Below are 22,376 nucleotides of genomic sequence, written 5' to 3'. Positions count from 1 at the left end.
GGGGAGGGGTTCGCCTTTTGCGGTAATGCCCCTGCCGAGCATGGCTCGGCACTACGCTCCTGCTCCCTCCCTTTGGCCAACGGCCAAGGGGAGGGTTGGGGAGGGGTTCGCCTTTTGCGGTAATGCCCCTGCCGAGCATGGCTCGGCACTACAGCTGAGGGATTGCCGGGAAAGGCCCTGCCGAGCATGGCTCGGCACTACCGGTAGCTGGGGCGGTTACTTGGACTTTTCGGCGATCCAGGCGTCGAGCTTCTCGTCCAGTACGTCCAGCGGCACCGAGCCGTCCTTCAGCACTTCGGCATGGAACTCGCGGATGTCGAACTTGGCGCCCAGCTTGTCCTGCGCGCGCTTGCGCAGTTCCTGGATCTTCAGCTCGCCGGTCTTGTAAGCCAGCGCCTGGCCCGGCCAGGCGATGTAACGCTCGGCTTCGGCAATGGCATCGGGCTCACTCACCGAGGAGTTGGTGAACATGTAGTCCAGCACCTGCTGGCGGGTCCAGCCCTTGGAATGCAGGCCGGTGTCCACCACCAGACGCACCGCGCGCCACAGCTCACCCTGCAGGCGGCCGAAGTAGCTGTACGGATCGGTGTAGACGCCCAGGTCCTTGCCCAGGCTTTCGGCATACAGGCCCCAGCCTTCGATGAAGGCGGTTTCGCCACCGAAGCGACGGAACGCAGGCACGCCCTTCAACTCCTGCTGCAGGGCCAGCTGGAAGTGGTGGCCCGGAATGGCTTCGTGCAGGAACAGATCTTCAGCGTCCCAGGTCTTGCGCGTCGGCAGGTCATAGGTGTTCACGTAGAAGATGCCCGGTCGGGTGCCGTCTTCGCTGGGCTGCATGTACTCGCCGCCGGCGGCCGACTTGGCGCGGAACGCCTCGATCGGGCGGATCTCGAAGCCCGCCTTCGGGGTCAGCGAGAACAGCTTGGGCACATTGGCATTGATCTTGGCTTCCAGCCCGCGGTAATGCTCCAGCAGCGCCGGCTCGGACTTGAATTCGAACTGCTTGTCGTTCTGCATGAACTTGAAGAAGTCCTGCAGTGAGCCCTTGAAGCCCACCTCGGTCATCACTTTCTGGATTTCGCCGTGGATGCGCTCCACCTCCTTCAGGCCGATCTCGTGGATCTGCTCCGGGGTCTGCGCGGTGGTGGTGCTCTGCTTGGCGTTGAAGGCGTACCAGGCCTTGCCGTCGGGCAACGCGTCCAGACCGACGGTGTCGCGCGTTGCGGGCAGATACTCGTTGGCAATGAAATCACGCTGCTGCTTGATGGCCGGCATCAGCTTGTCGTTGATCACGCTGCGGAATGCCTCGGTCAGGCGGTCCTTGTCGGCTTGCGAGAAGTCTGCCGGCAGCAGCTTGATCGGCCCCCAGAACTGGCTGTCCTCGGCCTTGGCGGTGATGATCTCGTCGAACTGCGGCACCACCTTTTCCATCAGCACGCGCGGCTGCACCACGCCGGCCTTCATGCCTTCGCGCATGTTGGCGTTTTCGGTTTCCAGCAGCACCGGGATGCGCACGGCACGTGCCAGCCAGTTGTCGTAATCCTTGACCGTCTTGAACGGCTGCGCCACCTGGCCTGAGCCCAGCATCACCGCATAGCTGACGGTGGAGCCCATCTGGTTGACCGGCATCATCCAGCCGGGGAACTTCTCACCCTCCAGCGACTGCTTCTGCTCCTCGACGAAGATGCGGTAGCTGAGCAGGTCCTGCCCGGCCAGGCCGGCATCGCCGATCTTCTCGGCCTTGCCCAGCCATTCCTGGGTGAAGTCATGGCTCTGCTTGCGGAACTCAGCCGAGCCGAAATCCGGCAACTGGTCGTTGTAGCGGTTGTCACCCTGGAAGGTTGCCTGCAGCGGGTTCAGCTTGAGCACGCCTTCCCAATAGTCGGCATACAGCTGGTTCAGCTGCGCGGCCTTGTCGGTCTGCGGCGCCTGCGCGGCGCTGTCGCCGGCTGCCGGTTGCGAGGACGGGGAACAGGCGGCCAATACGGTAGCCAGCGAAAGGGAGACGGCAAATGCCAGCGGACGAATAGTCATCGGGGATTCCAACCAGGGGAACAAGGCCGCCAGCGTCAGCGCAACCACCTGCGACCGGAAGGGCCAAAGGTCATTCCCGCATCCGTCAACGTCGCGATCAGGCCGGCAAACCGTCATAATCCGCCCCGATCTGCAGCCGCACCGCGCCTGCCCCACTTTCCTGCCTGCCCGCCGCGACCATCGCCCGGCCTGGCACTTGCCGTTACTGCAGTATTTATGACTACTTCGCGTCGCCCACTGGGCTTCTGGTCCGCTACCGCCCTGGTTGTGGGCAGCATGATCGGCTCAGGCACCTTCCTGCTGCCCGCCACCCTCGCCCCCTATGGCGCCGCCACCCTGATCGGCTGGGGCATCACCCTGTGCGGCGCCCTGCTGCTGGCGATCACCTTTGCCCAGCTGGCCAAGCGCTGGCCGCAGACCGGTGGCCCGTATGTCTTCGCCCGCAATGCGTTTGGCGAGCTCCCCGGCTTCATGGTGGCCTGGAGTTACTGGATATCGATGTGGTGCGCGATTGCCGCCATCGCGGTGGCCTTTGCCGGCAGCATTGGCGCGATATTTCCCGACTTGACCGCTACCCCGGTGCGTGCGGCGTCCTGTGGTCTTGTTGCGTTGTGGGCCTGTGCCGGCGTCAACCTGATAGGTGTGCGTGAAGCCGGGCGCCTGCAGTTGCTCACCACCGTGCTGAAGGTGGTACCGCTATTGATGTTCGGCCTGGTGGCCTTGTGGCTGGTGGATACCAGCCACTACGTGCCCTTCAACCCTTCCGGCGAGTCCCTGGCCAGCGTCGCTGGCGCCACCGTGGCCCTGACGCTGTGGGCGATGATCGGCCTGGAGGCGGCCACCGTGCCTGCCGATTCGGTGGATGACGCACCACGCACCGTCGCCCGCGCTACCGTTGCCGGCACCGCCATTGCCGGCATCGCCACGGTACTGGCCTGCACCACCGTGCTGGGCCTGCTGCCGGCCGACGTGCTGGCCAAGTCCAGCGCGCCGATGGCCGACGCTGCCGCCGCGCTATGGGGACCTACCGCCGGCATGCTGCTGGCCGTGGTGATGGCGATCTCCTGCATCGGCGCCCTCAATGGCTGGACCCTGCTGTCGGCTCAGTTGCCGATGGCGGCCGCACGTGACGGTGTGCTGCCGCGCGCCTTCACCCGTGAAAACAAGCGCGGCGCCCCGGTGTTTGGCGTGATCATCAGCTGCCTGCTCGCCACCGTGCTGGTGATCTGCAACTACAACCGTTCGCTGGTGGATCTGTTCAAGTTCTCGGTACTGCTGTCCACCGCCGCCACCCTGCTGCCCTATCTGGCCGGCGCAGCTGCGTGGGTGTGGCGTGGCACCGGCACCGCCTCGCGCACCGCGGCGGCGGGTGCCTTGATCTTCAGCCTGTATGCCATCGTCGGCATCGGCAGCGAAGCGCTGCTGTGGGGCGCCGCCCTGATCGTGGCGGGCTTGCCGATCTACTTCTGGTTGCGGCGGCGCTGAGCCAACACTATCCGGGACAGTCTGCGAGGGCTCAGCGTTTCTGGTCACGCTCGGGCGCCAGCACATGCACCACCTTGCCGCTGGCATCCAGAAATTCGATGGCGCCATAGCCTTCGGCGGTGACTGTCATGCGCACGCGCGGCTGATCGCCCGCGTCTGCAAGGGATACCGCGGGCGTGCCGTCGGCGGCGACACTGAGCTTGATCCGGGTCGGTGTCTGCACGCCTGGCACCAGACGATCCCCCAGGCCCGGGTCCCGGATCAACGGTGGGGCCTGGTTGATGACGAACATCACCGAACCATCTGCTGAAACGCGCCAGCCGGCGGCATCCATCGCGGGGTGATCCAGCGCCAGCACCGCCGTGGTGCCTGATGGCATGTCGGCCACGCCAAAACCGCCTCGCTCGCTACCTTTGGCGTCGTACAGGATCATGCCGGCGACATCGAATGCTCGCTTGTACTGCAGGCCATCGATGATCGGCGCCGGGGTATTGCCAGCCAGCGTCATGCGGATGGTGCCGTCATCTCCAACGATATCGATACGCTTGGCACTGATGCGCTCGTGGTCGACCACGGCGACGTTGGTCTGCGGCGCCCGGTCAAGGATGATGCCCTGCAATGCTTCGAGAGAGGGTCGCTTGGGCTCGGCTGCTTGCTGTGCCTTTGCGGATTGCGGCGTCAACGCCAGCAACGCGGACAGGCTGCCCGCAACAACAGCGATCTTGCGAGGATTCATTGGCGTTCCGGCCTGGGCCGACTCCATGGTTGGGGCATCTGGTGACGCCGGCAGGGGTGGGACTGCTGCAAGGGATGCAATGCGGTATAGCCGGTTCCACGATGCCACATCTTCGCACTGTGGTTCTTCGACTCTGGTATCACATGTCCCATCCATTGCACGGCCACTGCCAGGAGGACGCCATGCAGGTATTCACGGGAGGCTGCCTTTGCGGCAGCGTGCGCTTGCAGGCCGTGGGTCAACCCCGTCGCGTGGGGATCTGCCACTGCCTGGACTGCCGCAAGCACCACGGTGCACTGTTCTATGCAGCGGCCATGTTCGAGCAGGCGGCTGTATCGGTAACGGGCCAGACGCAGCACTACAACAATCGCCACTTCTGTCCGACGTGTGGCTCATCGGTGTTCGCCGTGTGCGCCGATGAAATAGAAGTGCATCTGGGCTGCCTGGATGCCCCCGATCAACTGATTCCCAGCTACGAATGCTGGGTAATCAGGCGCGAGGCCTGGCTGCCATCCTTCACGGCAACGGTAGAGTATTCCCGCGACCGCGAAACCCGGTGACCGCCACTACTAAGCGGTCACCGGCGCTCTTTTACTCATGCCTGCCTTGCCTGGAGACTGCGGTACTGGAAATCACGGATCGCCGTTTCACCCGTTCCTGCGCAGTAGATACCCAGCTTCAAACTCAGGAAGCCGCCAAATACATTGTGGTGCAGCCCGGATACTTCCATCCGTGTCTGATGTAGCTGCCAACTGCGTCCGCCGTCGTGCGAGTAATGGAAAGTCACGACATTCCCGACATTGCTCAGCCTTATCCGGATCGGCCCGGGCTTGCGCGGCGCACGTGCCCAGACCAGTTCCTCGGCGTACTGGAAGTTCTTGATGGTGTCGGCGCTGAAGCCGACGCCGACAAAGGCTTTGTTGTTGTAGTACAGCAGCAGGCCAGCCTCCGCCCCCGGTGCTGGCTCCAACGTCACCTCCACCTCATAGCAACGATCAGGCACGCCGCAGGTCAGCGGTGAACTGTCGACCGGCGAGGTGCCGCTGGCCTGCAGGTGCAGGCGACGCTCACCGTAGCGCGCACGTTGACGCTCGTTCGGGCCCGGGTTGTGGAAGGCCCATTGGGTACCGAAACGGTCCTTGCTGAAGTCGTCGGAGAGCGCAAAGCCCGCTGCGCTCTTCCTGCCTCCGGCGGGCTTCGGCATTGGCCGCGAAAGGTCACCACCCAGCGCGCGGAACCAGCCGTCATCGGTCCACTCGATTGGCTCCAGCAGCGTCTGCCGTCCCAAGGTGCGAAATCCGTTCTCATAGGCGTGGTAGACCATCCACCAATCGCCGGCCGGACCCTCCACCAAGGTGGCGTGGCCACGCGACCACCAGGGCTCGGCCTCGGACTGCGTGCGCACCAGTGGATTGTGCGGGCAGTGCTCCCAGGGGCCATGGATGGAGCGCGAGCGCGCAGCGATCACCATGTGACCGGTGACTGGACCGGCAGTGCCACCCACGGCAGTCACCAGATAGAACCAGTCACCGTGGCGCAACAGCTTGGGGCCTTCCGGTGCAAAGTTCTCGGTGACCCAGTCGTCCGGGTAGCGCCACGGACTGTACGCCGGCTCAAGCGAGCCATCGGTGGCCAGCCCGTCATCACGCAGCCGCACACGACGAATGCCGTTGACGAACAGATAGCGCTTGCCGTCCTCACCGACGACATGGCCCGGATCGATGCAGCCTTCAATCTCCAGATCGACCGGCTCGCTCCACGGCCCGGCGATATCATCGGCCCAGATGACGAAGATCGACCACCCGTTGCCCGTGGGATTGGCCGGCAGGTAGATGAAATAGCGGTCACCGTGCTTGCACAGATCCACCGCCCAGATATCACCCAGCGTCTTGTGCAGCGCCGGCCCGATCGGCGCCCAGTTGACCAGGTCGGTCGAGTGCCAGATCACCAGGCCCGGATACGAATAGAACGACGAGAACGTCATGTAGTAATCGTCGCCATCCTTGAGGATGCTGGGATCGGGATGGTCCCCGGCGACGATGGGGTTGAGGTAGGTGCCATCGCCAAGGTCGGCGATGCGCTGGCCCTCGGGGCCATGTCCCCAGCGCTGCATTGGCAGGTCTTGCTTGGCGATTGCGGTGGTCACCGCAGGTTGCGCCAACGTCGATAGCGGCGCGACCAAGGCGCCGGCGGCGATGGCTTTGAACAGGTCCCTGCGTGACGTATCTGGCATGCGGCGCGGCTCTCGATGGGTGGATGACTGCCGCCGTGCGGTAGTCGTAACCAAGCGAGTGTAGCGGCTGTCAGACACACCGCCGCGCGGCACGGTGGCAGCTGTGATGCGCTGCCCAATCACCGCGTGCAGGCTGAAAAGTTACCGTTGAAATTTTTCGTTGAGCCGGCTCGCCCCCTACCGCAAACCGGGAGGGGGCGAGCGGGGATCAGCGTCGCTCGATGACGAACTTGCCGAACCCCACGCCCAGGCTCCAGCCATGACCGGTGCCGGCCAGCGCCAACGAGACATCACCCTTGGTCATGGCCTGGGCATCGTTCGCGCGCGAAGCACTGGCGTGCACTTCCGCTGCGGCGTAGGTACCCAGCAAATCATTCACCGAATAGGCCCCACTGAACTTGCCACGGCCATCGGTGATCGTGGTGCGCCCGACGGTCAGGCCACCACCCTTGGCGCTGATCGTGACCGGAAAGCTGGTGCCATTGTCGCAAGTGATGGTGCCGGTGCCGGAAGCAGTCTTGTAGAACGCAGACCAACCGGACAGGTTGTAGCGCAGCTCGCAATCGATATTGCCGGCTGCCTGTGCCGCCGGCGCAGCAGCGCCCATCGCCAGCAGCAGCATCACTGTCATCATCTTCTTCATCGGTTTTCCTCCAGCGTATTGTCGCCAGCGCCGAGCCTAGCAGCGCCCGGCCGCGCCATCGCGACCGGCCCGCCGCAATGGGGGGCAGCGTTCAGCGAGCGACTACCGGCCCCGCAAGCTCAAACACATCAGCGTCGAGCATGGCCGGGAAGCGCTCGCGATGCGCGGCCAGCGCCTGGGCGGAAATGGTGCTGGTCACCACCTGCTCCTGCTCCCGGATCTCCACCTGGGCCTGCCCCAGGAAGTCGATCACCGCGCTGTCGCCACTGTAGTGGAGGTTGTTGCCGTCCACGCCGATGCGATTGACCACCGCCACGAAGCACAGGTTTTCGATGGCACGGGCGCGGGCCAGGGTGCGCCAGGCATGCGCCCGCGCCGAGGGCCAGTTGGCCACGAAGATCTGCAGATCGAAGTCCAGCTGTCCTGCCCGCTCCACGTCATAGCGGTTGCGACAGAACACCGGGAAGCGCAGGTCGTAACAGACCTGCGGATTGATCCGCCAGCCCTTCCACTCCACGCACAGGCGCTCGTTGCCGGCGGCGTAGCGCTTGTGCTCGCCGCCATAGCGGAACAGGTGGCGCTTGTCGTAGTACTGCAGCTCGCCCTCCGGGGTAGCCCACAACAGCCGGTTGTAGACCTTGCCATCAACGCGCAACTGCACGCTGCCGGTGACCGCTGCACCCAGCGCGCGCGCCTGCGCCTGGATCCACGCCACGGTCGGCCCGGTCATGTCCTCGGCATGGTCGATGGCGTCATTGGAGAAGCCACTGGTGAAGGTCTCCGGCAGGATCACCAGATCGGTGTGGCCGGCCAACGGTGCCAGCAGCGCGGCGTAATAGTCGCGATTGCCGGCCGGGTCGTGCCAACGGGTGTTGCCTTGCACGAGGGAGATACGAAGGTCTTGCATGGTCATTGGTGTCCCGTGTGCCAAAAATTGAAAATCACGCTCGCTGCCAGCAACACGCCCAATACGGGTAGCAGCCATTGAAGGCCAGCCACCCAGCGATTACGCGGCAGGCGTCGCTCTTCGGCGGTCAGCAAGGCCAGGTAGATACGCGTATAGCGGCTGAACGCGCCACGCAGGGCCAGATGCCCCTCGTCCACCGACACCCGCCGTTCGCGCAAGCCATCCTGCACGACTGAAAAGAACAGAAACACGTTCAGTACGCCCGCCAGCAGCAACAGGCCGCCGCTGAGCAGCATCAACAACGAACCGGCCTGCACCCGAACCGTCCTGTATCAGAGCGCCTGCAGGCGCTGTATCGCCGCATCAAGCGTCGCATCGTTCTTGGCGAAGCACAGCCGCACCAAGCGCTGCCCGGCCGGCGGCGTTTCGTAGAACGGCGACAGCGGGATCGCGGTGACGCCCTTTTCAATCGTCAGCCACTTCACGAACTCGTGGTCCGGCAGGTCGCTGATGGCCGAATAGTCCACCAACTGGAAATAACCGCCGGGGACCGGCAAGGGCTTCAAGCGCGTGGTCAGCAGCTGTTCGCGGAAGCGGTCGCGCTTGCCCTGGTAGAACGCCCCCAGTTCCAGATGGTGCTCGGGCTCGTCACGGATCATCGCTGCGAAGCCGTACTGGGCCGGGCTGTAGGTGGTGAAGGTGTTGTATTGGTGGACCTTGCGGAACTCGGCGGTCAGCGCGGGCGGCGCGATGGCATAGCCGATCTTCCAGCCGGTGCAGTGGTAGGTCTTGCCGAAGCTGGAGATGACAAAGGCACGTTCGCGCAACTCGGGGTAACGCAGCGCCGATTCGTGGCGGGCGCCGTCATACACGATGTGCTCGTACACCTCATCGGAGATCAGGTAGATGTCGGTGCCACGCAGCACCTCGATCAGGGCCTGCATGTCGGCGGCGGACAGCATCGCGCCGGACGGGTTATGCGGCGTATTGACCATCAGCATGCGGGTCTTCGGGGTGATGGCGGCACGCACCTTGTCCCAGTCCACGGCAAAGGTCTGCGGGTCCAGCGCCACATGCACCGCACGCGCGCCGGCCAGGTCGATGGCCGGCTCGTAGCAGTCGTAGGCCGGGTCGAGCACGATCACTTCCTCGCCCGCGCGCACCACCGCATGGATGGCGTTGAAGATGGCTTCGGTACCACCGGAAGTCACGGTGATCTCGCTGTCCGGGTCCACCTGCGCGCCATAGCAATCCAGCGCCTTCTGCGCGATGGCCTGGCGCAACGGCGCCACACCGGTCATCGGCGCGTACTGGTTCAAGCCCTCGCGCATGGCCTTGGCGGTTTCATCGATCAGCCGCTGCGGTGCCGGGAAATCCGGGAAGCCCTGGCCCAGGTTGACGGCACCGTGCTCGGCGGCCAGCTGCGACATCACGGTGAAAATGGTGGTGCCCACCTTGGGCAACTTGGTCTGCGGTTGCATCGTTACGTACGCGCCGGGGGAGGAAAGTCCCGAGTTTACGCAAAGCCGCCGGTTTCGGCCCCACTACGCCCACCTTGCCTGCAGGACACTGTGGTGCCGGGTCTATAATGCGCCCCCTCCGGGCGCCTGCCCGGCTGTGCCCTCCTCCATGGACGGAAGCGCCCGATCGATGATTGACTCCACCAACGCCCCGCCACTGCTTGCCGCCCAAGGTCTGCGTTTCAGCCGCAACGATGACCCGGTGTTCGGCCCGCTGGACCTGCATGTCGACGCGGGTGAGGCACTGCTGGTGCAAGGCAGCAACGGGGCCGGCAAGACCACCTTGCTGCGCGTGCTGGCCGGCCTGCTGGCGCCCGACCAGGGACAGATCGAGATCGATGGCCGCCCGGCCAGCCGCACTGAGCGGTCGCGCTATATCGCCTACCTGAGCCACCTGACTGCCCTCAAGCAGGACCTGGGCACCCTGGAGAACCTGCACTTCCTGTGCGGGCTGCAGGGCCGCCGTGCGCGCCAGATGCCCGGCAACGCGCTGGCCATCGTCGGCCTGGCCGGCTATGAGGAAACGCCGGTTCGGCAGCTCTCGGCCGGACAGAAGAAGCGCCTGTCGCTGGCCCGGGTATGGCTGTCGCCGGCACCGGTCTGGCTACTGGACGAGCCCTACGCCAATCTCGACCTGGAAGGCATCAACCTGGTCAACCGGATGATCTCGGCGCACCTGCGCAGTGGCGGTGCCGCGCTGGTCACCACCCATGGCGCCTACTCCGCGCCACCGGTACGCAATCGCCTGCTCACCCTCGGTGGCAACGATCAAGAGGAAAGCGCATGAGCCTGCCCGGTCCACAACCGACCCTGGCCAGTGCCGCGCGCGCCCTGCTGGCACGTGACCTGAGGCTGCTGTGGCGACGCCGTGGCGATGCCGCGCAACCCATCCTGTTCGCCCTGCTGGTGGTGGCATTGTTCGCCCTGGCGCTGGGCGGCGAACCCCGACTGCTGCAGAGCGTGGCCTCGGCCGTGTTGTGGTTGGCGGTGCTGCTGGCTGGCCTGCTGTCGTTGGACAGCCTGTTTCGCAGTGATGCCGAGGATGGCTCGCTGGAGCAATGGCTGCTGTCGCCGGTGCCGCTGGCGTGGCTGGTCGCGGTGCGGGTGTTCACGCATTGGCTGACCACTGCCTTCCCCTTGGTACTGGTCAGCCCGCTGCTGGCCGAGCTGATGCACCTGCCACGCGCCCAATTACCGATTTTGATCGCATCACTGGCACTGGGCACGCCCTTGCTCAGCCTGCTGGGTGCGGTGGTTGCGGCGCTTACGGTAGGCATGCGCCGGGCCGGCATCCTGCTGGCGCTGCTGGTGTTGCCGCTCTACGTCCCGGTGCTGGTGTTCGGCGCCGGCGCGGTGGCCGCCTCGGCGCAGGGCCTGGATCCGAGCGGGGCACTGCTGATGCTTGCTGCCGGGCTGGTGGTGTCGGCGCTGCTGGCACCGCTGGCGGCTGCACTTGCCATCCGCATTGCCAACTCATAACGCGCTATTCTTGACGGCGGCTTCACACCTTTGCTCTGTCAGCCCATGCCAAACCGGCACTATCCAGATTGCGCGACCACCGGCCTGCCCTCGCTGCCCCCTCGGCCCGCAGTAGAACTGCAGCGTCGTGGCGAACTTCGCGCGGAAAAATTTCTGGAAGCCGCCACCGTCATCTTCAACGAGAAGGGCTACCAGGCCGCGCGCCTGTCGGACATCGTCAAGCTCGCCGGCGGTTCCATGGCCACCTTGTACCGCGCGTTCGGCGACAAGGTCGGCCTGGTCCATGCGCTGATGGAACGCAGCATCAGTCAGTTCGGGCGCAGCCTGGACGAGCTGACCAGTTCAACCCTGCCCGCCGAACAGGCGTTGGAGCAGGCCGCGCTGAAGATGGTGGAAGAGATCCTGTCGCCGGCACGCATTGCCTGCCACCGCGTGGTCATCGCCGAAGGCATGAGCCAGCCCGAGCTGCGTGATTGGTTCCAGGCCCATGGCGTGACCGCGATGGAGATCCTGTTGAGCCGTTATTTCGCGCGCGAACACGATGCCGGCCGGCTTGACATCCAGAATCCCGACCTGGCCGCGCGCCATTTCTACATGTTGGTCATCGGCGGGGTGATCCTGCGCTCTGTCAATGGCCGCATGAGCCCTGACGATGTCCCCTTGGCTCAGGAACAGGCACGCTCTGCGGTGAGACTTTTCCTGAACGGGACGCGCCCGCGAACCTGAACCGGAGCTTGCTGCGCCGCAGCTTGCACTGTACCCAAAGCCGCTCACAGAATCGTGACGTAATCGCCATTACGTTGTCGGCACCCGTTGTCACCGACCCATCGGCAGGGACAACTCAAGGAGGGGAACGTGCGGCTCTACCTAGCGTTTGTGATGCTGGTCGCAACTCTGGTGTTGGCGTCGGCCGCTTGGCTGGCGCCGATCAAGGCCGACGCGTCCGGGCAAGCGGTCAAGCTGCCCGAAACCCAGTTCGCCTCCACCCAATCCGGGCACGGTTTCGACGCCCCGCCCGGTTTCGCCGATGCCGTTCCTGCGCGCAACAAGGCCCATCCTGACGCCAAGTCGGTCGGGCAGCAGGTCTGCACCGCGTGCCACAGCAAGGAGAACGACAACTTTGCCCATACCGCGCATGCCGCCGGCATGCAGGTCGCGCTCGCTGCCAATCCCAATACCGCCACTTGCGAGGCCTGCCATGGCCCGGGTTCGGTGCATGCGGCCAACCCGACGCAGAAGGGTTCGATCATCGCTTTCACCCGCGATGGCGGTACGCCGGTCGCCAACCAGACCGAAAGCTGCCTGGGCTGCCATTCCGGTGGGCCGCGCGATGCATGGCTGGGGTCGATCCATCAGCGCAACGACCTGTCGTGCAGCGACTGCCACAACCCGATGACCAAGTTCTCTGCCGAAGGCCTGACTGCCAAGCAATCGGTGAGTGAAACCTGCGCCACCTGCCACAAGGACATTCGCCAGCAATTCAACCGTCGCTCGCACATGCCGCTACCCGAGGGCGCCATCAGCTGCGTCGATTGCCACAACCCGCACGGCACGCTCAATCCCACCCTGCTCAAGACCGATACGGTCAACGAGACCTGCTACCAGTGCCACGCAGAGAAGCGCGGCCCGTTCCTGTTCGAGCATGCGCCGGTGCGCGAAAGCTGCCTGAACTGCCATCAGGTACACGGCTCCAACCAGCACGCGTTGCTGGTCGCGCCAATCCCGATGCTCTGCCAGCAATGCCACTCGCATACCCGCCACCCCAACGACCTGCAGACCGAAACCTCGCTGGGCAACGGCCTGACCGCCGATGAGCGCTTGATGGGCCGCGGCTGCATCACCTGCCACGCCCAGGTACACGGCTCCAACCATCCTTCCGGCCCACGTCTGCACAAGTAAAGGGAGAACGACATGTGCACACGGAATCGTTCAAGGAACTGCCGCTGGTCACTGTTGTCCCTCGCGCTGTTGGCAGGTCTTGCGCAGGCGCAGGACAGCGGCGGCGGCGTCGACCTGCAGTTCGGCAACTGGCTGGACCCCAGCGGCCGCATCGGCTGGAACGGCTGTGACCCGGACGGCGAAAGCTGGTTGAGTGCGGAGAACAAGCGCACCCCGACCGGCCTCCTCTACGGCTGCGCGCCGCAGATGGCCACGGCCAAGCCCTTCGGCGACAACGGCTGGACCTACTCGGGCAATGTCGCGCTTGGCTACCTCCACCTCAGTGGCGATGAGCGCAATACCAACTGGCGTCGTTTCCGCGATGCCGATGATGGTGTCGTGCTGCAGGCCAACTTCAGTCTGGCGCGGGCCGAGGATGGGCGCTACGTCGATGTGCGCATGAGCCGGCTCAGCCGTGACAACCAATACCTGCGTGCAGTCTTCGGCCAGGCCGGCCGCTACAAGGTGCAGGCCTTCGCGCGCAGCACGCCGAACGTGCTCAGCGGCAATGCCCGCTCGATATGGGATGGCGTCGGCAGCAACCACCTCACCCTCAAGGACGGGCTCACCCCGGCCGGCAGCAGTGCCGCACAGGTTGCCGCGGTGTCCGCTGCACAGCCATTCACCACCTTGAGCGTGGTGCGCGACAAGCAAGGGGTGAGCATCAACTACCTGCTCAATCCGCGCTGGACCGGCTATGCCAGCCTCACTCATGAAGAGCGCAAGGGCGCGCGCCCGTTCGGCGGCCCATTCTTCTTCAACTACCCGTTCCCGGCCAACGGTGGCGTCTACGAAATCCCGCGCCCCATCGACGACAGCACCCTCAATTTCATGGGCGGCTTCCGTTTCGTCGGCAATGTCTGGCGCAGCGATTTCAGCTACACCGGCTCGTTCTTCCGCAATGCGCACAGTTCGTATGACTACCAGGTGCCGTACGGCCTGTACTCGGTGGCCGGCGCCTACACACCGCCGCTCACGCAGGGCTCGTTCGCTTACGAACCGGAGAACGACTATCACCGGCTGGGTGCGACCTTCGGCCGCAAGCTGCCGTCGTGGAATGGCGACTTCTCGGTAAACCTGGCGCTCACCACCATGCGCCAGAACGACAAGTTGCTGGCACCGATGGATTGCCAGGGCCAGTTTGGGCAGGTACTGGCACCACCCTTCATTGCCGACTGTGCCAACTGGAATACCACCGACGCGTTGTCACGCAAACGCGCGGGGCTGGCCATCAACAACCAGAAGCTGGATGCGAGGCTGGTGCTGATGCCCAACGACGACGTCACCTGGCGCAATACCGCACGCTATCTGCGCGAGGACTACAGCGGCACCTACTGGGCCTACAACCCGCTGACCGACCAGTACGGCTACATCGCCGAAAATGGTGCGCAGGGCAGCGTAGTGCCGGGCGAAATGGGCGTGTGGGATCGCGGCCCGAACGCCTCGGTGCTCACCCGCATCCGCAACCTGCCACTGGACAAGGAAACCCGCGAGGTTTCCACCGGCGCCGACTTCCGCGCCAACAACAAGAACACCTTGTCGACCAGCTTTACCTACACCACGATCGAGCGCGCCCACCGCGAGGTCGCCACCACCCGCGACAGCCTGCTCAAGTTCGGCTGGAACAACCGTGCGCTGGATTGGCTGACCTTCCGTGCCAACTACTCCTACCTGGACCGCAGCGGCAGCCGCTATTACTACGACCCTTACGAATTCACCTTCTCCAGCTCCCTGCCCGGCTTCGTCGAGCCTGCCGGAGGGCTGAGCCCACATACGGTTTCGGCCCTGCGCAAATACGACATCGCCTCGCGCACCCAGCAGAAGCTGGACCTGATGGCGACCTTCATCCTGCCGCATGACATGACGATCTATGCCTCGGCGCGCGGCGACCGCAACCGCTATGACGCGCAGATAGGTCGGCAGCGCTTCGACACCTATTCCGGCAGCCTGCAGTGGGAATGGCAGCCCAGCCCGGAAACAACCACCAGTGCCTGGTATGGCTACGACCGTTCGACCTTGGTGTTTGCCAACGTCAACGACGGTACCGGCAGCGACCCGGACCTGGGCGGGCCCACCTACCCGGACGCCAACCGCTGGTGGATGGATGATGCGCAGCGCAATCACTACGCCGGGGTCAACTTCAACCGCCGCTTCGGTCGTGCCGTGCTGGATCTGGCCTGGAACTGGACCTACTCACGCGGCACCACCCGTTACCGCATGAACTCGCCCGCGGCGATGACCACGCCAGCCAATGCAACGCAGGCGACCGGCGCCTATCCGGTGATGAAGTACCGGGTAACCTCGCTGACGGCGGGCCTTACCGTGCCGCTCAACGACCGCATGCGCCTGCGCGTATTCGACACCTGGGAACGCGGCAGCCTATCCGACTGGCACTACTTCGGCTTCGAGGACACGCTGATCTATGACCATCGTGTTTATACCGATGGCGGTCCCTCCGGCTACAACGTCAACCTGGTCGGCATGTTGTTCGAGGTGGCCCTATGAAGGCGCTCTGGCTGATTGCCGCACTGGCCGCCGCCGGCGGCCAGGCCGACCCACCGGCTGCACCGCCCACTGCCGCCGACGCACCAGCACCTCCGGCAGCGCCCACCGAAACCCCGGCGGCCCCGACAAAGCCGTTGGCGCGACTGGATCTGCGCCGCGCGCATGCCCCGGCTGGCGATGCACAGGCGGGCAAGGGCAAGTCCGAGGTCTGTTCCGCCTGCCATGGCGCCGACGGCATCGCGATCACGCCGGCCTTCCCGAACCTGGCCGGGCAGAAGGCCGACTATCTGTATTGGGCTCTGCACGCCTACAAGGATGGCCGCATGCCCGAATCGCCGATGACGCCGATGGCCGCGCCATTGGAAGAGCAGGACATCCGCGACCTGGCCGCCTATTACGCCAGCCTGCCGCACCCACCGCCGCCTGCCGATGCCGCGCCTGCCGATCCCCCGTACCCGGCCTTGCTCAGCCAGGGCCAGGCCATCTACATGGACGGTGACGTCAGCAAGGGCATCCCGCCCTGTCAGGGTTGCCATGGCGCAGATGCGCGCGGCAACCCGCAGGCCAGCTTCAAGGACCGCAGCGGGCGCAGCCCCTATGCCGCCTATCCGGTGCTGCGCGGGCAACAAAATGACTACCTGCAGGCACGCCTGCAGCAGTTCCACGACAACACCATCGACGCATCCACCAACAGCCGGGTCATGCACGGCATTGGCCGGCAACTGGATGCCGATAGCATCAAGGCGGTCTCGACCTGGCTGTCATCGCTGAAAGAGTAGAACCGAGCTGGACCTTCCCCCGCGCCACGCCGTGGCGTGCATTGCAACCTGTGCTTGAGGAGTTACCCATGAAGTCCCGTATTTTCCTTGCCCTGCTCGCCCTTGGCGGTGCCTCCTCCGCCTACGCCTCGGACACCTGTTCGGTGAACCTGGAAGGCAACGATGCGATGAAGTACAACCTCACCAACATCGACGTGCCCAGGACCTGCAGCAACTTCACCATCAATCTCAGCCACACCGGAAAGATGGCCAAGAACGTGATGGGCCACAACGTCGTGGTGGCCAAGACCACCGACATGGCCGGAATCGACGCCGACGGCATCAAGGCCGGGCTGGCCGCGGACTACCTCAAGGCCGGCGACACCCGCATCCTGGGCCACAGCAAGGTGGTTGGCGGTGGCGAAAGCACATCGGTGTCGATCCCGGTGGCCAGCCTGACGGCAGCCGGTGCGCCGTTGTCGTTCTTCTGCAGCTTCCCGGGCCACTCGGCGCTGATGAAAGGCACGGTCACCCTCAAGTAAGCACCTGGCCACCGCCGGTATCCCGGTTTTGGGGTATCTTGCGCTAGTGTGAAAACAGCAACGGTGCCGCAAGCGGCACCCAGCCGGTCGGGCCGCCGCTTGCGGCCCGGCCTTCGTCTTCCTCAGCGAGCGTGCGGATGTTCAAAGCTTTAGTCGGTTGGTTTCACAAGCTGGGCTCACCGCCCTACTTCGACAGCTTTGCTGCACGCTGGGCGCCGTGGTTCTATCTTGCCTCCCTGCCACTGTTTGCCTTCGGGCTGTGGCAGGCGCTGGCGGTGGTCCCTGCCGACTACCAGCAAGGCGACAGTTTCCGCATCCTCTACATCCATGTGCCCTCGGCCTGGATGAGTTTGTTCGTGTTCGGCCTGATGGCCTTCTACAGTGCCATTGGTTTGATCTGGCGGATCAAGCTGTGCGAGATCCTGGCCATGGCCTGCGCGCCAATCGGCGCCGGCTTCACCCTGATCACCTTGCTCACCGGCAGCATCTGGGGCAAGCCGATGTGGGGCACCTGGTGGGATTGGGACCCACGCCTGACCACCGAACTCATCCTGCTGTTCCTGTACCTCGGCGTCATGGGCCTTTACGGCGCCATCGATGACCGCCGTGCCGCGGCCCGTGCTGCCGGCCTGCTGGCAATTGTCGGCGTGGTGCTGTTGCCGGTGATCCGTTATTCCGTGGTCTGGTGGAACTCGCTGCACCAGGGCCAGACCATCCGCATGTTTGGCGAGTCCAGCATGGACAGCAGCATGATCCTGCCGCTGTGGTTGATGGTGTTGGCCACCAAGTTCTGGTTTGCCGGCTCGCTGCTGACCCGCGCCCGCGCCGACAACCTCCGCCGCGAAGTCGGCAAGGCCTGGGTGCGCGAACGCGTGGAGAAATCGGCATGAGCTATTTCAAATACGTCGCCATGGCCTATGCGGTGTTCTTCCTGGTGCTGGCGTGGGATTTCATCGTGCCGCGCCTGCAAATCCGCCAACTGCTGCGCGAAGCGCGCGGCCGCGTTGCTCGTAGCAAGCGCAGCAACAGCGCGCCTACCGACGAGGAACTGAGCCGATGAGCCCCACCCAACGCCGCCGTCTGCTGCTGGTGTTGCTGGTACTGGCCGTGGCCGGCATTGCCGTCGCCCTGGTCGCCACTGCCCTGCAACGCAATATCGCCTATCTGTACACGCCGGCCGAGGTCAAGGCAGGCAAGGTGGCTGCGGATGCGCGCTTCCGCCTTGGTGGCATGGTCGCCAAGGGCTCGTTCAAGCGTGAAAGCGGCGCATTGCTCGCACGTTTTGACGTCACCGACGGCGACGCCGAACTGCCCGTCACCTACGACCGCATCCTGCCGGACCTGTTCCGCGAAGGTCAGGCCGTGGTCGCCACCGGGCGCATGGTCAACGGCGTGTTTGTCGCCGAAGACGTCCTGGCCAAACATGACGAGACCTACATGCCCAAGGAACTGGCCGACAAGATGGGCCAAGCCCATACCAAGCATCAGGTTCCGGCTGCCGCCCCTGCTACGGAATCGCCCTGAGTGCTCGCTGAAATCGGACAGGTACTGCTGATCCTCGCGCTGCTGGCAGCCCTGCTGCAGAGCGTCCTGCCAATGATCGGTGCGCAACGCCAGCTGCCTGCGCTGATGGCCACCGCAAGGCCCACCGCCCTGCTGCAGCTGACCATGGTATTGGGTGCCTTCGTGGTACTGACCATCGCCTTCGTCCGCCAGGATTTCTCGCTGCGTTATGTGGCCGAGAACTCCAACTCACTACTGCCGATGATCTACCGCTATTCGGCGGTATGGGGCGCGCACGAAGGCTCGCTGCTGCTGTGGACGCTGGTCCTGGCGTTGTGGAGTGCCGCCGTCAGCGAGTTCTCGCGGCAGCTGCCCGAGCCCGTCGTCGCCCGCGTGCTGGCGGTGATGGGCATGATCAGCGTCGGTTTCCTCGCCTTCCTGCTGTTCACCTCCAACCCGTTTGCACGGCTGCTGCCGGCCCCGGTGGAAGGCCACGACCTCAACCCGCTGCTGCAGGACCCCGGGCTGATCATCCATCCGCCGCTGCTGTATCTGGGCTATGTCGGCTTCTCGGTGCCGTTCGCCTTCGCCATTGCCGCACTGCTGGATGGGCGCATCGATGTCCGTTGGCTGCGCTGGACCCGGCCCTGGACCAATGTTGCCTGGGCGTTCCTGACGGTCGGCATCGCGCTGGGCAGTTGGTGGGCCTACTACGAACTGGGCTGGGGCGGCTGGTGGTTCTGGGACCCGGTCGAGAACGCCAGCTTCATGCCGTGGTTGGTCGGTGCAGCGCTGCTGCATTCACAGGCTGCCACCGAGAAACGCGGCGTGTTTGTCGGCTGGACCTTGCTACTGGCCATTGCAGCGTTCGCGCTGTCGTTGCTGGGTACTTTCCTGGTGCGCTCCGGCGTGCTGACCAGCGTGCATTCCTTTGCCGCCGATCCTTCGCGTGGGCTGTTCATCCTGATTTTCCTGGGCCTGGTGGTGGGCGGCTCGTTGCTGCTGTACACCCTGCGCGCACCCGGCATTGGCGGCGATGCGCAGGACCCGCGCCGCGCGTTCACGCTCAATTCCCGCGAAGGCCTGCTGCTGGCCAACAACCTGCTGCTGGCCAGTGCCTGCGCGATGGTGCTGCTGGGCACCTTGTACCCACTGCTGGCCGATGCGCTGGACCTGGGCAAGGTATCGGTAGGCCCGCCCTACTTCGGCACCTTGTTCCTGCTGTTGATGACGCCGTTGGTCCTGCTGCTACCGTTCGGCCCGCTGACCCGCTGGCAGCGTGAGCAAGGCATGCGGCCGCTGACGCTGCTGCTGCCTTGGGCGGCTTTCGCCGTGGTGCTTGGCGTGATTGGCTGGTGGTTGGCGCCGCAGGGCAAGTTCAAGACCGCTGCGGGCATCGCCGGCGCAGCCTGGGTGGCTGGCGGCACGCTGTACTACCTGTGGACCCGCCTGCGCGGCGGCGGCCGCCCCAAGGCCGAAACCTGGGGCATGCTGGTCGCCCACCTCGGCATTGCCGTATTCCTGGTCGGCGCCCTGCTGGTGGAGGCACTGAATGTGCAGCACGAAGTTGCGCTTGCGCCGGGCCAGTCGGTGGATGCCGGCGGCTACACACTGGTGTTTGAAGGCGTGGACGCTACCGATGGCCCCAACTACCACTCCGACCGCGGCCACCTGAAGGTGCTGCGCGGCGATCAACTTGTCGCACGCCTGAACCCCGAAAAACGCATGTACGCCAGCGGCGGCCAACCGATGACCGAAGCCGGCATCCATCCGGCCCTGGGTGGCGATGTGTACGTTGCGCTGGGAGAATCACTGGGCGACGGCTCTTGGGCCGTGCGTGTACAGATCAAACCCTTTGTCCGCTGGATCTGGTTGGGCGCGGCGCTGATGGCCCTGGGTGGCCTGATCACCGCCGTCGACCGCCGCTTCCGCCGGTTGCCCGAGAAGTCCCGATGAATACCCCTGTAGAACCGCAATCCAACAAGCCGCACCGGCTGCCGCCAATCGCCATCATCCTTGGCGCCCTGTTCTTCCTCGGCCTGATGGGGTTGATGCTGTACGGCGTCAGCCGTTCCGACCGCCCGGATCGCGACAGCCTGCCGTCGGCACTTATCGGCAAGCCGGCGCCGGCGTTCTCGCTGCCGGTGCTGCACGACCCCAGCGTCCATGTCACTGGCAAGCAGCTGCGCGGTGCACCGTATGTGCTCAACGTCTGGGGCAGCTGGTGCCCGACCTGCCGTGACGAGCACCCCATCCTCACCCGTTTCGCCGAAACCAAGCGCGTGCGCATGATCGGCTACAACTGGAAGGACGAGCCCAGCGAGGCCTTGCGCTGGCTGGAACAACTGGGCAATCCCTACATGATCGTGCTGGCCGATCAGGAAGGCCGCACCGCGCTGGACTGGGGCATCGCAGCCGCCCCGGAAACCTTCCTGGTGGATGGCGCCGGCATCGTGCGCTGGAAGTACAGCGGCGCCATTACCCAGCAAGTAATGGATGAACAGCTCATCCCCGCGCTGGAGAAAGTGGAAGCCGCCAACGGCGGCCACAAGGGTGCACCGGACCTGGGCACGCTGCGATGAGATACCTGGGCGGCATCCTGCTCTGGCTTTGCCTGGCCACTGCCGCCCTGGCGCAACCGGCCGGCGACCCGACGCCACTGCAGTACCGTGATCGCGCCGAGGAAGCCCGCTTCCACGCACTGACTGCCGAACTGCGCTGCGTGCAATGCCAGAACCAGTCGCTGGCCGACTCCAACGCCCAGATCGCCCACGATCTGCGCGGTGAAATACTCAAGCTGATGCACGAAGGCCGCAGCGACGCCCAGATCAAGCAGTTCCTGGTCGAACGCTACGGCGAGTTCGTGCTTTACCGGCCCCAGATGGAAGGCGGCACCTTGCTGCTTTGGCTGGGCCCGGGATTGTTGTTGCTGGCTGGCGCTGTCGTGCTGGTCGTGCATGTGCGCCGACGTGGCCGCAACGTCCCCGCCTCCGCAGCCGATGATGCCAGCCAGGAAGAACGCGAATGGTGAACTGGGTTTTCCTGATCGGCGCCGCCGTGCTTGCCGCCGCCGCAACCGGCATCGCCTTGTGGCCTTTGTGGCGCGCGGGCCAACGGCGGATCTGGGGCACCCTGCTGGCCATCGCCGTGGTCGCCACGCTGGGCCTGTACCAATGGTTGGGCACGCCCGCTGCGCTGCAACCGCAGCCGGTGGCCAGTGAAGGCCCACAGACCATCGAGCAAGGTATCAGCGCACTGCAGGAAGCCTTGGCCAAGAATCCGCAGCGCGTGGATGGCTGGGTGCTGCTGGCCCGCTCTCAACTTGAAATCGGCAAGGTCGCCGATGCCGCCGCCTCCTATCAGCGTGCCGTCGCGCTGGCACCTGACGAGGCCGACCTGCTGGTCGAAGCCGCACAGACGCGTGCCCAGGCCAATCCCAAGCTTCTATTCGACGACACCGCGACCCAATGGCTGGCCCACGCCCGCCAGGTGGCACCGGACAACGAACGCGCCATCTGGCTGTCCGGCATCGTGCAGCGCCAACAAGGCCACGATGAGCAGGCGGCGCAGACCTGGGAAAGCCTGCTGAGCCGGTTGGAACCGGCCGCGGCCACCGCATTGCAGGAACAGATCGACATCGCCCGCGGCAAGACCCCCACAACGGCGCACGGTCGTGATGCCGCTGCCGGCGCCGCAGCTGCCAATGAGGGCAAGGGCATTCAGATCACGGTGACGATTGCACCGGCCTTGGCTGCACGCGCAACCTCGGGCAAGGAAACCCTGTTCGTCATCGCTCGCATCCCGGGCGGCCCGCCAATGCCGGTCGCAGTGGAGCGCCACCCCGCCCAGGCCACCCCGTTGACCGTGACCCTGGACGACGGCGACAGCCCGATGCCGACGCAGAAGCTGTCCGACCTGCAGGAAGTGGAAGTCTTCGCCCGCCTCTCCAGCAGCGGCACCGCCATGCGCGGCGAAGGTGATGTCGAGTCCGCGCCTATCAAGGTGAAGCTGCCGGCAAGCGCACCACTGACGCTGTTGATCGGTCCCCCTCAGTAAGTCGCAGGGGCATGGAAGCCGAGCAACGCACGAGCAG

Annotated in this window: 23 protein-coding genes; 16 read left to right on the top strand and 7 right to left on the bottom strand. The window is 65.0% G+C overall.

Annotation, left to right across the window (positions count from 1 at the left end):
- Positions 1-216: 216 nt before the first annotated feature.
- Complete coding sequence (locus RT460_RS05670; RefSeq protein WP_313317675.1) at positions 217-2,034, bottom strand: DUF885 family protein; 1,818 nt, start codon at positions 2,032-2,034, stop codon at positions 217-219.
- Positions 2,035-2,250: 216 nt separating this feature from the next.
- On the opposite strand from RT460_RS05670, the gene RT460_RS05665 reads away from it, so the two are divergent.
- The gene (locus RT460_RS05665) at positions 2,251-3,519 is read left to right on the top strand and encodes an amino acid permease (protein ID WP_313317674.1); all 1,269 of its coding nucleotides are present in this window, start codon (positions 2,251-2,253) and stop codon (positions 3,517-3,519) included.
- 31 nt (positions 3,520-3,550) lie between these two features.
- Here RT460_RS05665 and RT460_RS05660 read toward each other — a convergent pair whose 3' ends face one another.
- Complete coding sequence (locus RT460_RS05660) at positions 3,551-4,255, bottom strand: hypothetical protein (protein ID WP_313317673.1); 705 nt, start codon at positions 4,253-4,255, stop codon at positions 3,551-3,553.
- A 182-nt stretch (positions 4,256-4,437) separates the two neighbouring features.
- Between RT460_RS05660 and RT460_RS05655 the strand changes: the two genes are divergently transcribed.
- Positions 4,438-4,815: a GFA family protein gene (locus tag RT460_RS05655; protein ID WP_313317672.1), complete on the top strand. Its 378-nt coding sequence runs from the start codon at positions 4,438-4,440 to the stop codon at positions 4,813-4,815.
- Positions 4,816-4,850: 35 nt separating this feature from the next.
- Here the strand turns inward: RT460_RS05655 and RT460_RS05650 are convergent, their stop codons facing one another.
- From RT460_RS05650 to RT460_RS05630, 5 genes are all read right to left on the bottom strand, one after another.
- Positions 4,851-6,488: a family 43 glycosylhydrolase gene (locus RT460_RS05650; protein WP_313317671.1), complete on the bottom strand. Its 1,638-nt coding sequence runs from the start codon at positions 6,486-6,488 to the stop codon at positions 4,851-4,853.
- A 208-nt stretch (positions 6,489-6,696) separates the two neighbouring features.
- On the bottom strand, positions 6,697-7,131 hold the full coding sequence (locus RT460_RS05645) for a hypothetical protein (protein ID WP_313317670.1): 435 nt from the start codon (positions 7,129-7,131) through the stop codon (positions 6,697-6,699).
- Between the two features lie 91 nt (positions 7,132-7,222).
- A complete protein-coding gene (locus RT460_RS05640; protein WP_313317669.1) occupies positions 7,223-8,038 on the bottom strand; it encodes an amidohydrolase in 816 nt (271 codons plus the stop codon).
- A 2-nt stretch (positions 8,039-8,040) separates the two neighbouring features.
- Positions 8,041-8,355 (bottom strand): hypothetical protein, encoded by a 315-nt coding sequence (locus RT460_RS05635; RefSeq protein ID WP_313317668.1) that lies wholly within the window; start codon positions 8,353-8,355, stop codon positions 8,041-8,043.
- Positions 8,356-8,370: 15 nt separating this feature from the next.
- Positions 8,371-9,519, bottom strand: coding sequence for a pyridoxal phosphate-dependent aminotransferase (locus RT460_RS05630; RefSeq protein ID WP_313317667.1), 1,149 nt, complete (start codon positions 9,517-9,519; stop codon positions 8,371-8,373).
- A gap of 169 nt (positions 9,520-9,688) precedes the next feature.
- Here RT460_RS05630 and ccmA point away from each other — a divergent pair, with 169 nt between their 5' ends.
- The 14 genes from ccmA (at position 9,689) to RT460_RS05560 (ending at position 22,339) form a co-directional block, all read left to right on the top strand.
- Positions 9,689-10,345, top strand: coding sequence for a heme ABC exporter ATP-binding protein CcmA (ccmA, locus tag RT460_RS05625; protein ID WP_313317666.1), 657 nt, complete (start codon positions 9,689-9,691; stop codon positions 10,343-10,345).
- Positions 10,342-11,037 carry a heme exporter protein CcmB gene (ccmB, locus tag RT460_RS05620; RefSeq protein WP_313317665.1) on the top strand — a complete coding sequence of 232 codons (696 nt, stop codon included), beginning with the start codon at positions 10,342-10,344 and terminating at the stop codon, positions 11,035-11,037. The genes ccmA and ccmB overlap by 4 nt, the downstream gene beginning before the upstream one ends.
- Before the next feature lie 45 nt (positions 11,038-11,082).
- Entirely contained in the window at positions 11,083-11,763 is a 681-nt protein-coding gene (locus tag RT460_RS05615) for a TetR/AcrR family transcriptional regulator (protein WP_313317663.1), read from the top strand.
- Positions 11,764-11,892: 129 nt separating this feature from the next.
- Positions 11,893-12,936, top strand: a complete 1,044-nt coding sequence (locus tag RT460_RS05610) for a DmsE family decaheme c-type cytochrome (RefSeq protein WP_313317662.1) — start codon at positions 11,893-11,895, stop codon at positions 12,934-12,936.
- 12 nt (positions 12,937-12,948) lie between these two features.
- Entirely contained in the window at positions 12,949-15,480 is a 2,532-nt protein-coding gene (locus tag RT460_RS05605; protein ID WP_313317660.1) for an MtrB/PioB family outer membrane beta-barrel protein, read from the top strand.
- Positions 15,477-16,259, top strand: a complete 783-nt coding sequence (locus RT460_RS05600) for a c-type cytochrome (RefSeq protein ID WP_313317658.1) — start codon at positions 15,477-15,479, stop codon at positions 16,257-16,259. Before RT460_RS05605 ends, RT460_RS05600 begins: the two co-directional genes overlap by 4 nt.
- A gap of 68 nt (positions 16,260-16,327) precedes the next feature.
- The gene (gene azu / locus RT460_RS05595) at positions 16,328-16,780 is read left to right on the top strand and encodes an azurin (RefSeq protein ID WP_313317657.1); all 453 of its coding nucleotides are present in this window, start codon (positions 16,328-16,330) and stop codon (positions 16,778-16,780) included.
- Between the two features lie 137 nt (positions 16,781-16,917).
- A complete protein-coding gene (gene ccmC, locus RT460_RS05590; protein ID WP_313317656.1) occupies positions 16,918-17,670 on the top strand; it encodes a heme ABC transporter permease CcmC in 753 nt (250 codons plus the stop codon).
- Positions 17,667-17,840, top strand: a complete 174-nt coding sequence (gene ccmD / locus RT460_RS05585; RefSeq protein ID WP_313317655.1) for a heme exporter protein CcmD — start codon at positions 17,667-17,669, stop codon at positions 17,838-17,840. The genes ccmC and ccmD overlap by 4 nt, the downstream gene beginning before the upstream one ends.
- Positions 17,837-18,304 (top strand): cytochrome c maturation protein CcmE, encoded by a 468-nt coding sequence (gene ccmE, locus RT460_RS05580; protein ID WP_313317654.1) that lies wholly within the window; start codon positions 17,837-17,839, stop codon positions 18,302-18,304. Before ccmD ends, ccmE begins: the two co-directional genes overlap by 4 nt.
- Positions 18,305-20,239, top strand: coding sequence for a heme lyase CcmF/NrfE family subunit (locus RT460_RS05575; RefSeq protein WP_313317653.1), 1,935 nt, complete (start codon positions 18,305-18,307; stop codon positions 20,237-20,239).
- Positions 20,236-20,865 carry a DsbE family thiol:disulfide interchange protein gene (locus RT460_RS05570; protein WP_313317652.1) on the top strand — a complete coding sequence of 210 codons (630 nt, stop codon included), beginning with the start codon at positions 20,236-20,238 and terminating at the stop codon, positions 20,863-20,865. The genes RT460_RS05575 and RT460_RS05570 overlap by 4 nt, the downstream gene beginning before the upstream one ends.
- On the top strand, positions 20,862-21,314 hold the full coding sequence (locus tag RT460_RS05565; protein ID WP_313317651.1) for a cytochrome c-type biogenesis protein: 453 nt from the start codon (positions 20,862-20,864) through the stop codon (positions 21,312-21,314). Before RT460_RS05570 ends, RT460_RS05565 begins: the two co-directional genes overlap by 4 nt.
- The gene (locus RT460_RS05560) at positions 21,308-22,339 is read left to right on the top strand and encodes a tetratricopeptide repeat protein (RefSeq protein WP_313317650.1); all 1,032 of its coding nucleotides are present in this window, start codon (positions 21,308-21,310) and stop codon (positions 22,337-22,339) included. The genes RT460_RS05565 and RT460_RS05560 overlap by 7 nt, the downstream gene beginning before the upstream one ends.
- Positions 22,340-22,376: the final 37 nt, after the last annotated feature.

Source organism: Stenotrophomonas sp. (assembly GCF_032061965.1).
GTDB lineage: Bacteria > Pseudomonadota > Gammaproteobacteria > Xanthomonadales > Xanthomonadaceae > Stenotrophomonas.
The sequence above is the reverse complement of the archived record's forward strand: the minus strand, read 5'-3'. Positions and strand labels throughout refer to the sequence as shown.

Excerpts from the sequence above, each read along its gene's own strand:
- RT460_RS05670 (WP_313317675.1), bottom strand. The coding sequence starts at position 2,034 with ATGACTATTCGTCCGCTGGCATTTGCCGTCTCCCTTTCGCTGGCTACC.
- RT460_RS05665 (WP_313317674.1), top strand. The coding sequence starts at position 2,251 with ATGACTACTTCGCGTCGCCCACTGGGCTTCTGGTCCGCTACCGCCCTG.
- RT460_RS05660 (WP_313317673.1), bottom strand. The coding sequence starts at position 4,255 with ATGAATCCTCGCAAGATCGCTGTTGTTGCGGGCAGCCTGTCCGCGTTG.
- RT460_RS05655 (WP_313317672.1), top strand. The coding sequence starts at position 4,438 with ATGCAGGTATTCACGGGAGGCTGCCTTTGCGGCAGCGTGCGCTTGCAG.
- RT460_RS05650 (WP_313317671.1), bottom strand. The coding sequence starts at position 6,488 with ATGCCAGATACGTCACGCAGGGACCTGTTCAAAGCCATCGCCGCCGGC.
- RT460_RS05645 (WP_313317670.1), bottom strand. The coding sequence starts at position 7,131 with ATGAAGAAGATGATGACAGTGATGCTGCTGCTGGCGATGGGCGCTGCT.
- RT460_RS05640 (WP_313317669.1), bottom strand. The coding sequence starts at position 8,038 with ATGCAAGACCTTCGTATCTCCCTCGTGCAAGGCAACACCCGTTGGCAC.
- RT460_RS05630 (WP_313317667.1), bottom strand. The coding sequence starts at position 9,519 with ATGCAACCGCAGACCAAGTTGCCCAAGGTGGGCACCACCATTTTCACC.
- ccmA (WP_313317666.1), top strand. The coding sequence starts at position 9,689 with ATGATTGACTCCACCAACGCCCCGCCACTGCTTGCCGCCCAAGGTCTG.
- ccmB (WP_313317665.1), top strand. The coding sequence starts at position 10,342 with ATGAGCCTGCCCGGTCCACAACCGACCCTGGCCAGTGCCGCGCGCGCC.
- RT460_RS05615 (WP_313317663.1), top strand. The coding sequence starts at position 11,083 with ATGCCAAACCGGCACTATCCAGATTGCGCGACCACCGGCCTGCCCTCG.
- RT460_RS05605 (WP_313317660.1), top strand. The coding sequence starts at position 12,949 with ATGTGCACACGGAATCGTTCAAGGAACTGCCGCTGGTCACTGTTGTCC.
- RT460_RS05600 (WP_313317658.1), top strand. The coding sequence starts at position 15,477 with ATGAAGGCGCTCTGGCTGATTGCCGCACTGGCCGCCGCCGGCGGCCAG.
- azu (WP_313317657.1), top strand. The coding sequence starts at position 16,328 with ATGAAGTCCCGTATTTTCCTTGCCCTGCTCGCCCTTGGCGGTGCCTCC.
- ccmC (WP_313317656.1), top strand. The coding sequence starts at position 16,918 with ATGTTCAAAGCTTTAGTCGGTTGGTTTCACAAGCTGGGCTCACCGCCC.
- ccmD (WP_313317655.1), top strand. The coding sequence starts at position 17,667 with ATGAGCTATTTCAAATACGTCGCCATGGCCTATGCGGTGTTCTTCCTG.
- ccmE (WP_313317654.1), top strand. The coding sequence starts at position 17,837 with ATGAGCCCCACCCAACGCCGCCGTCTGCTGCTGGTGTTGCTGGTACTG.
- RT460_RS05570 (WP_313317652.1), top strand. The coding sequence starts at position 20,236 with ATGAATACCCCTGTAGAACCGCAATCCAACAAGCCGCACCGGCTGCCG.
- RT460_RS05565 (WP_313317651.1), top strand. The coding sequence starts at position 20,862 with ATGAGATACCTGGGCGGCATCCTGCTCTGGCTTTGCCTGGCCACTGCC.
- RT460_RS05560 (WP_313317650.1), top strand. The coding sequence starts at position 21,308 with ATGGTGAACTGGGTTTTCCTGATCGGCGCCGCCGTGCTTGCCGCCGCC.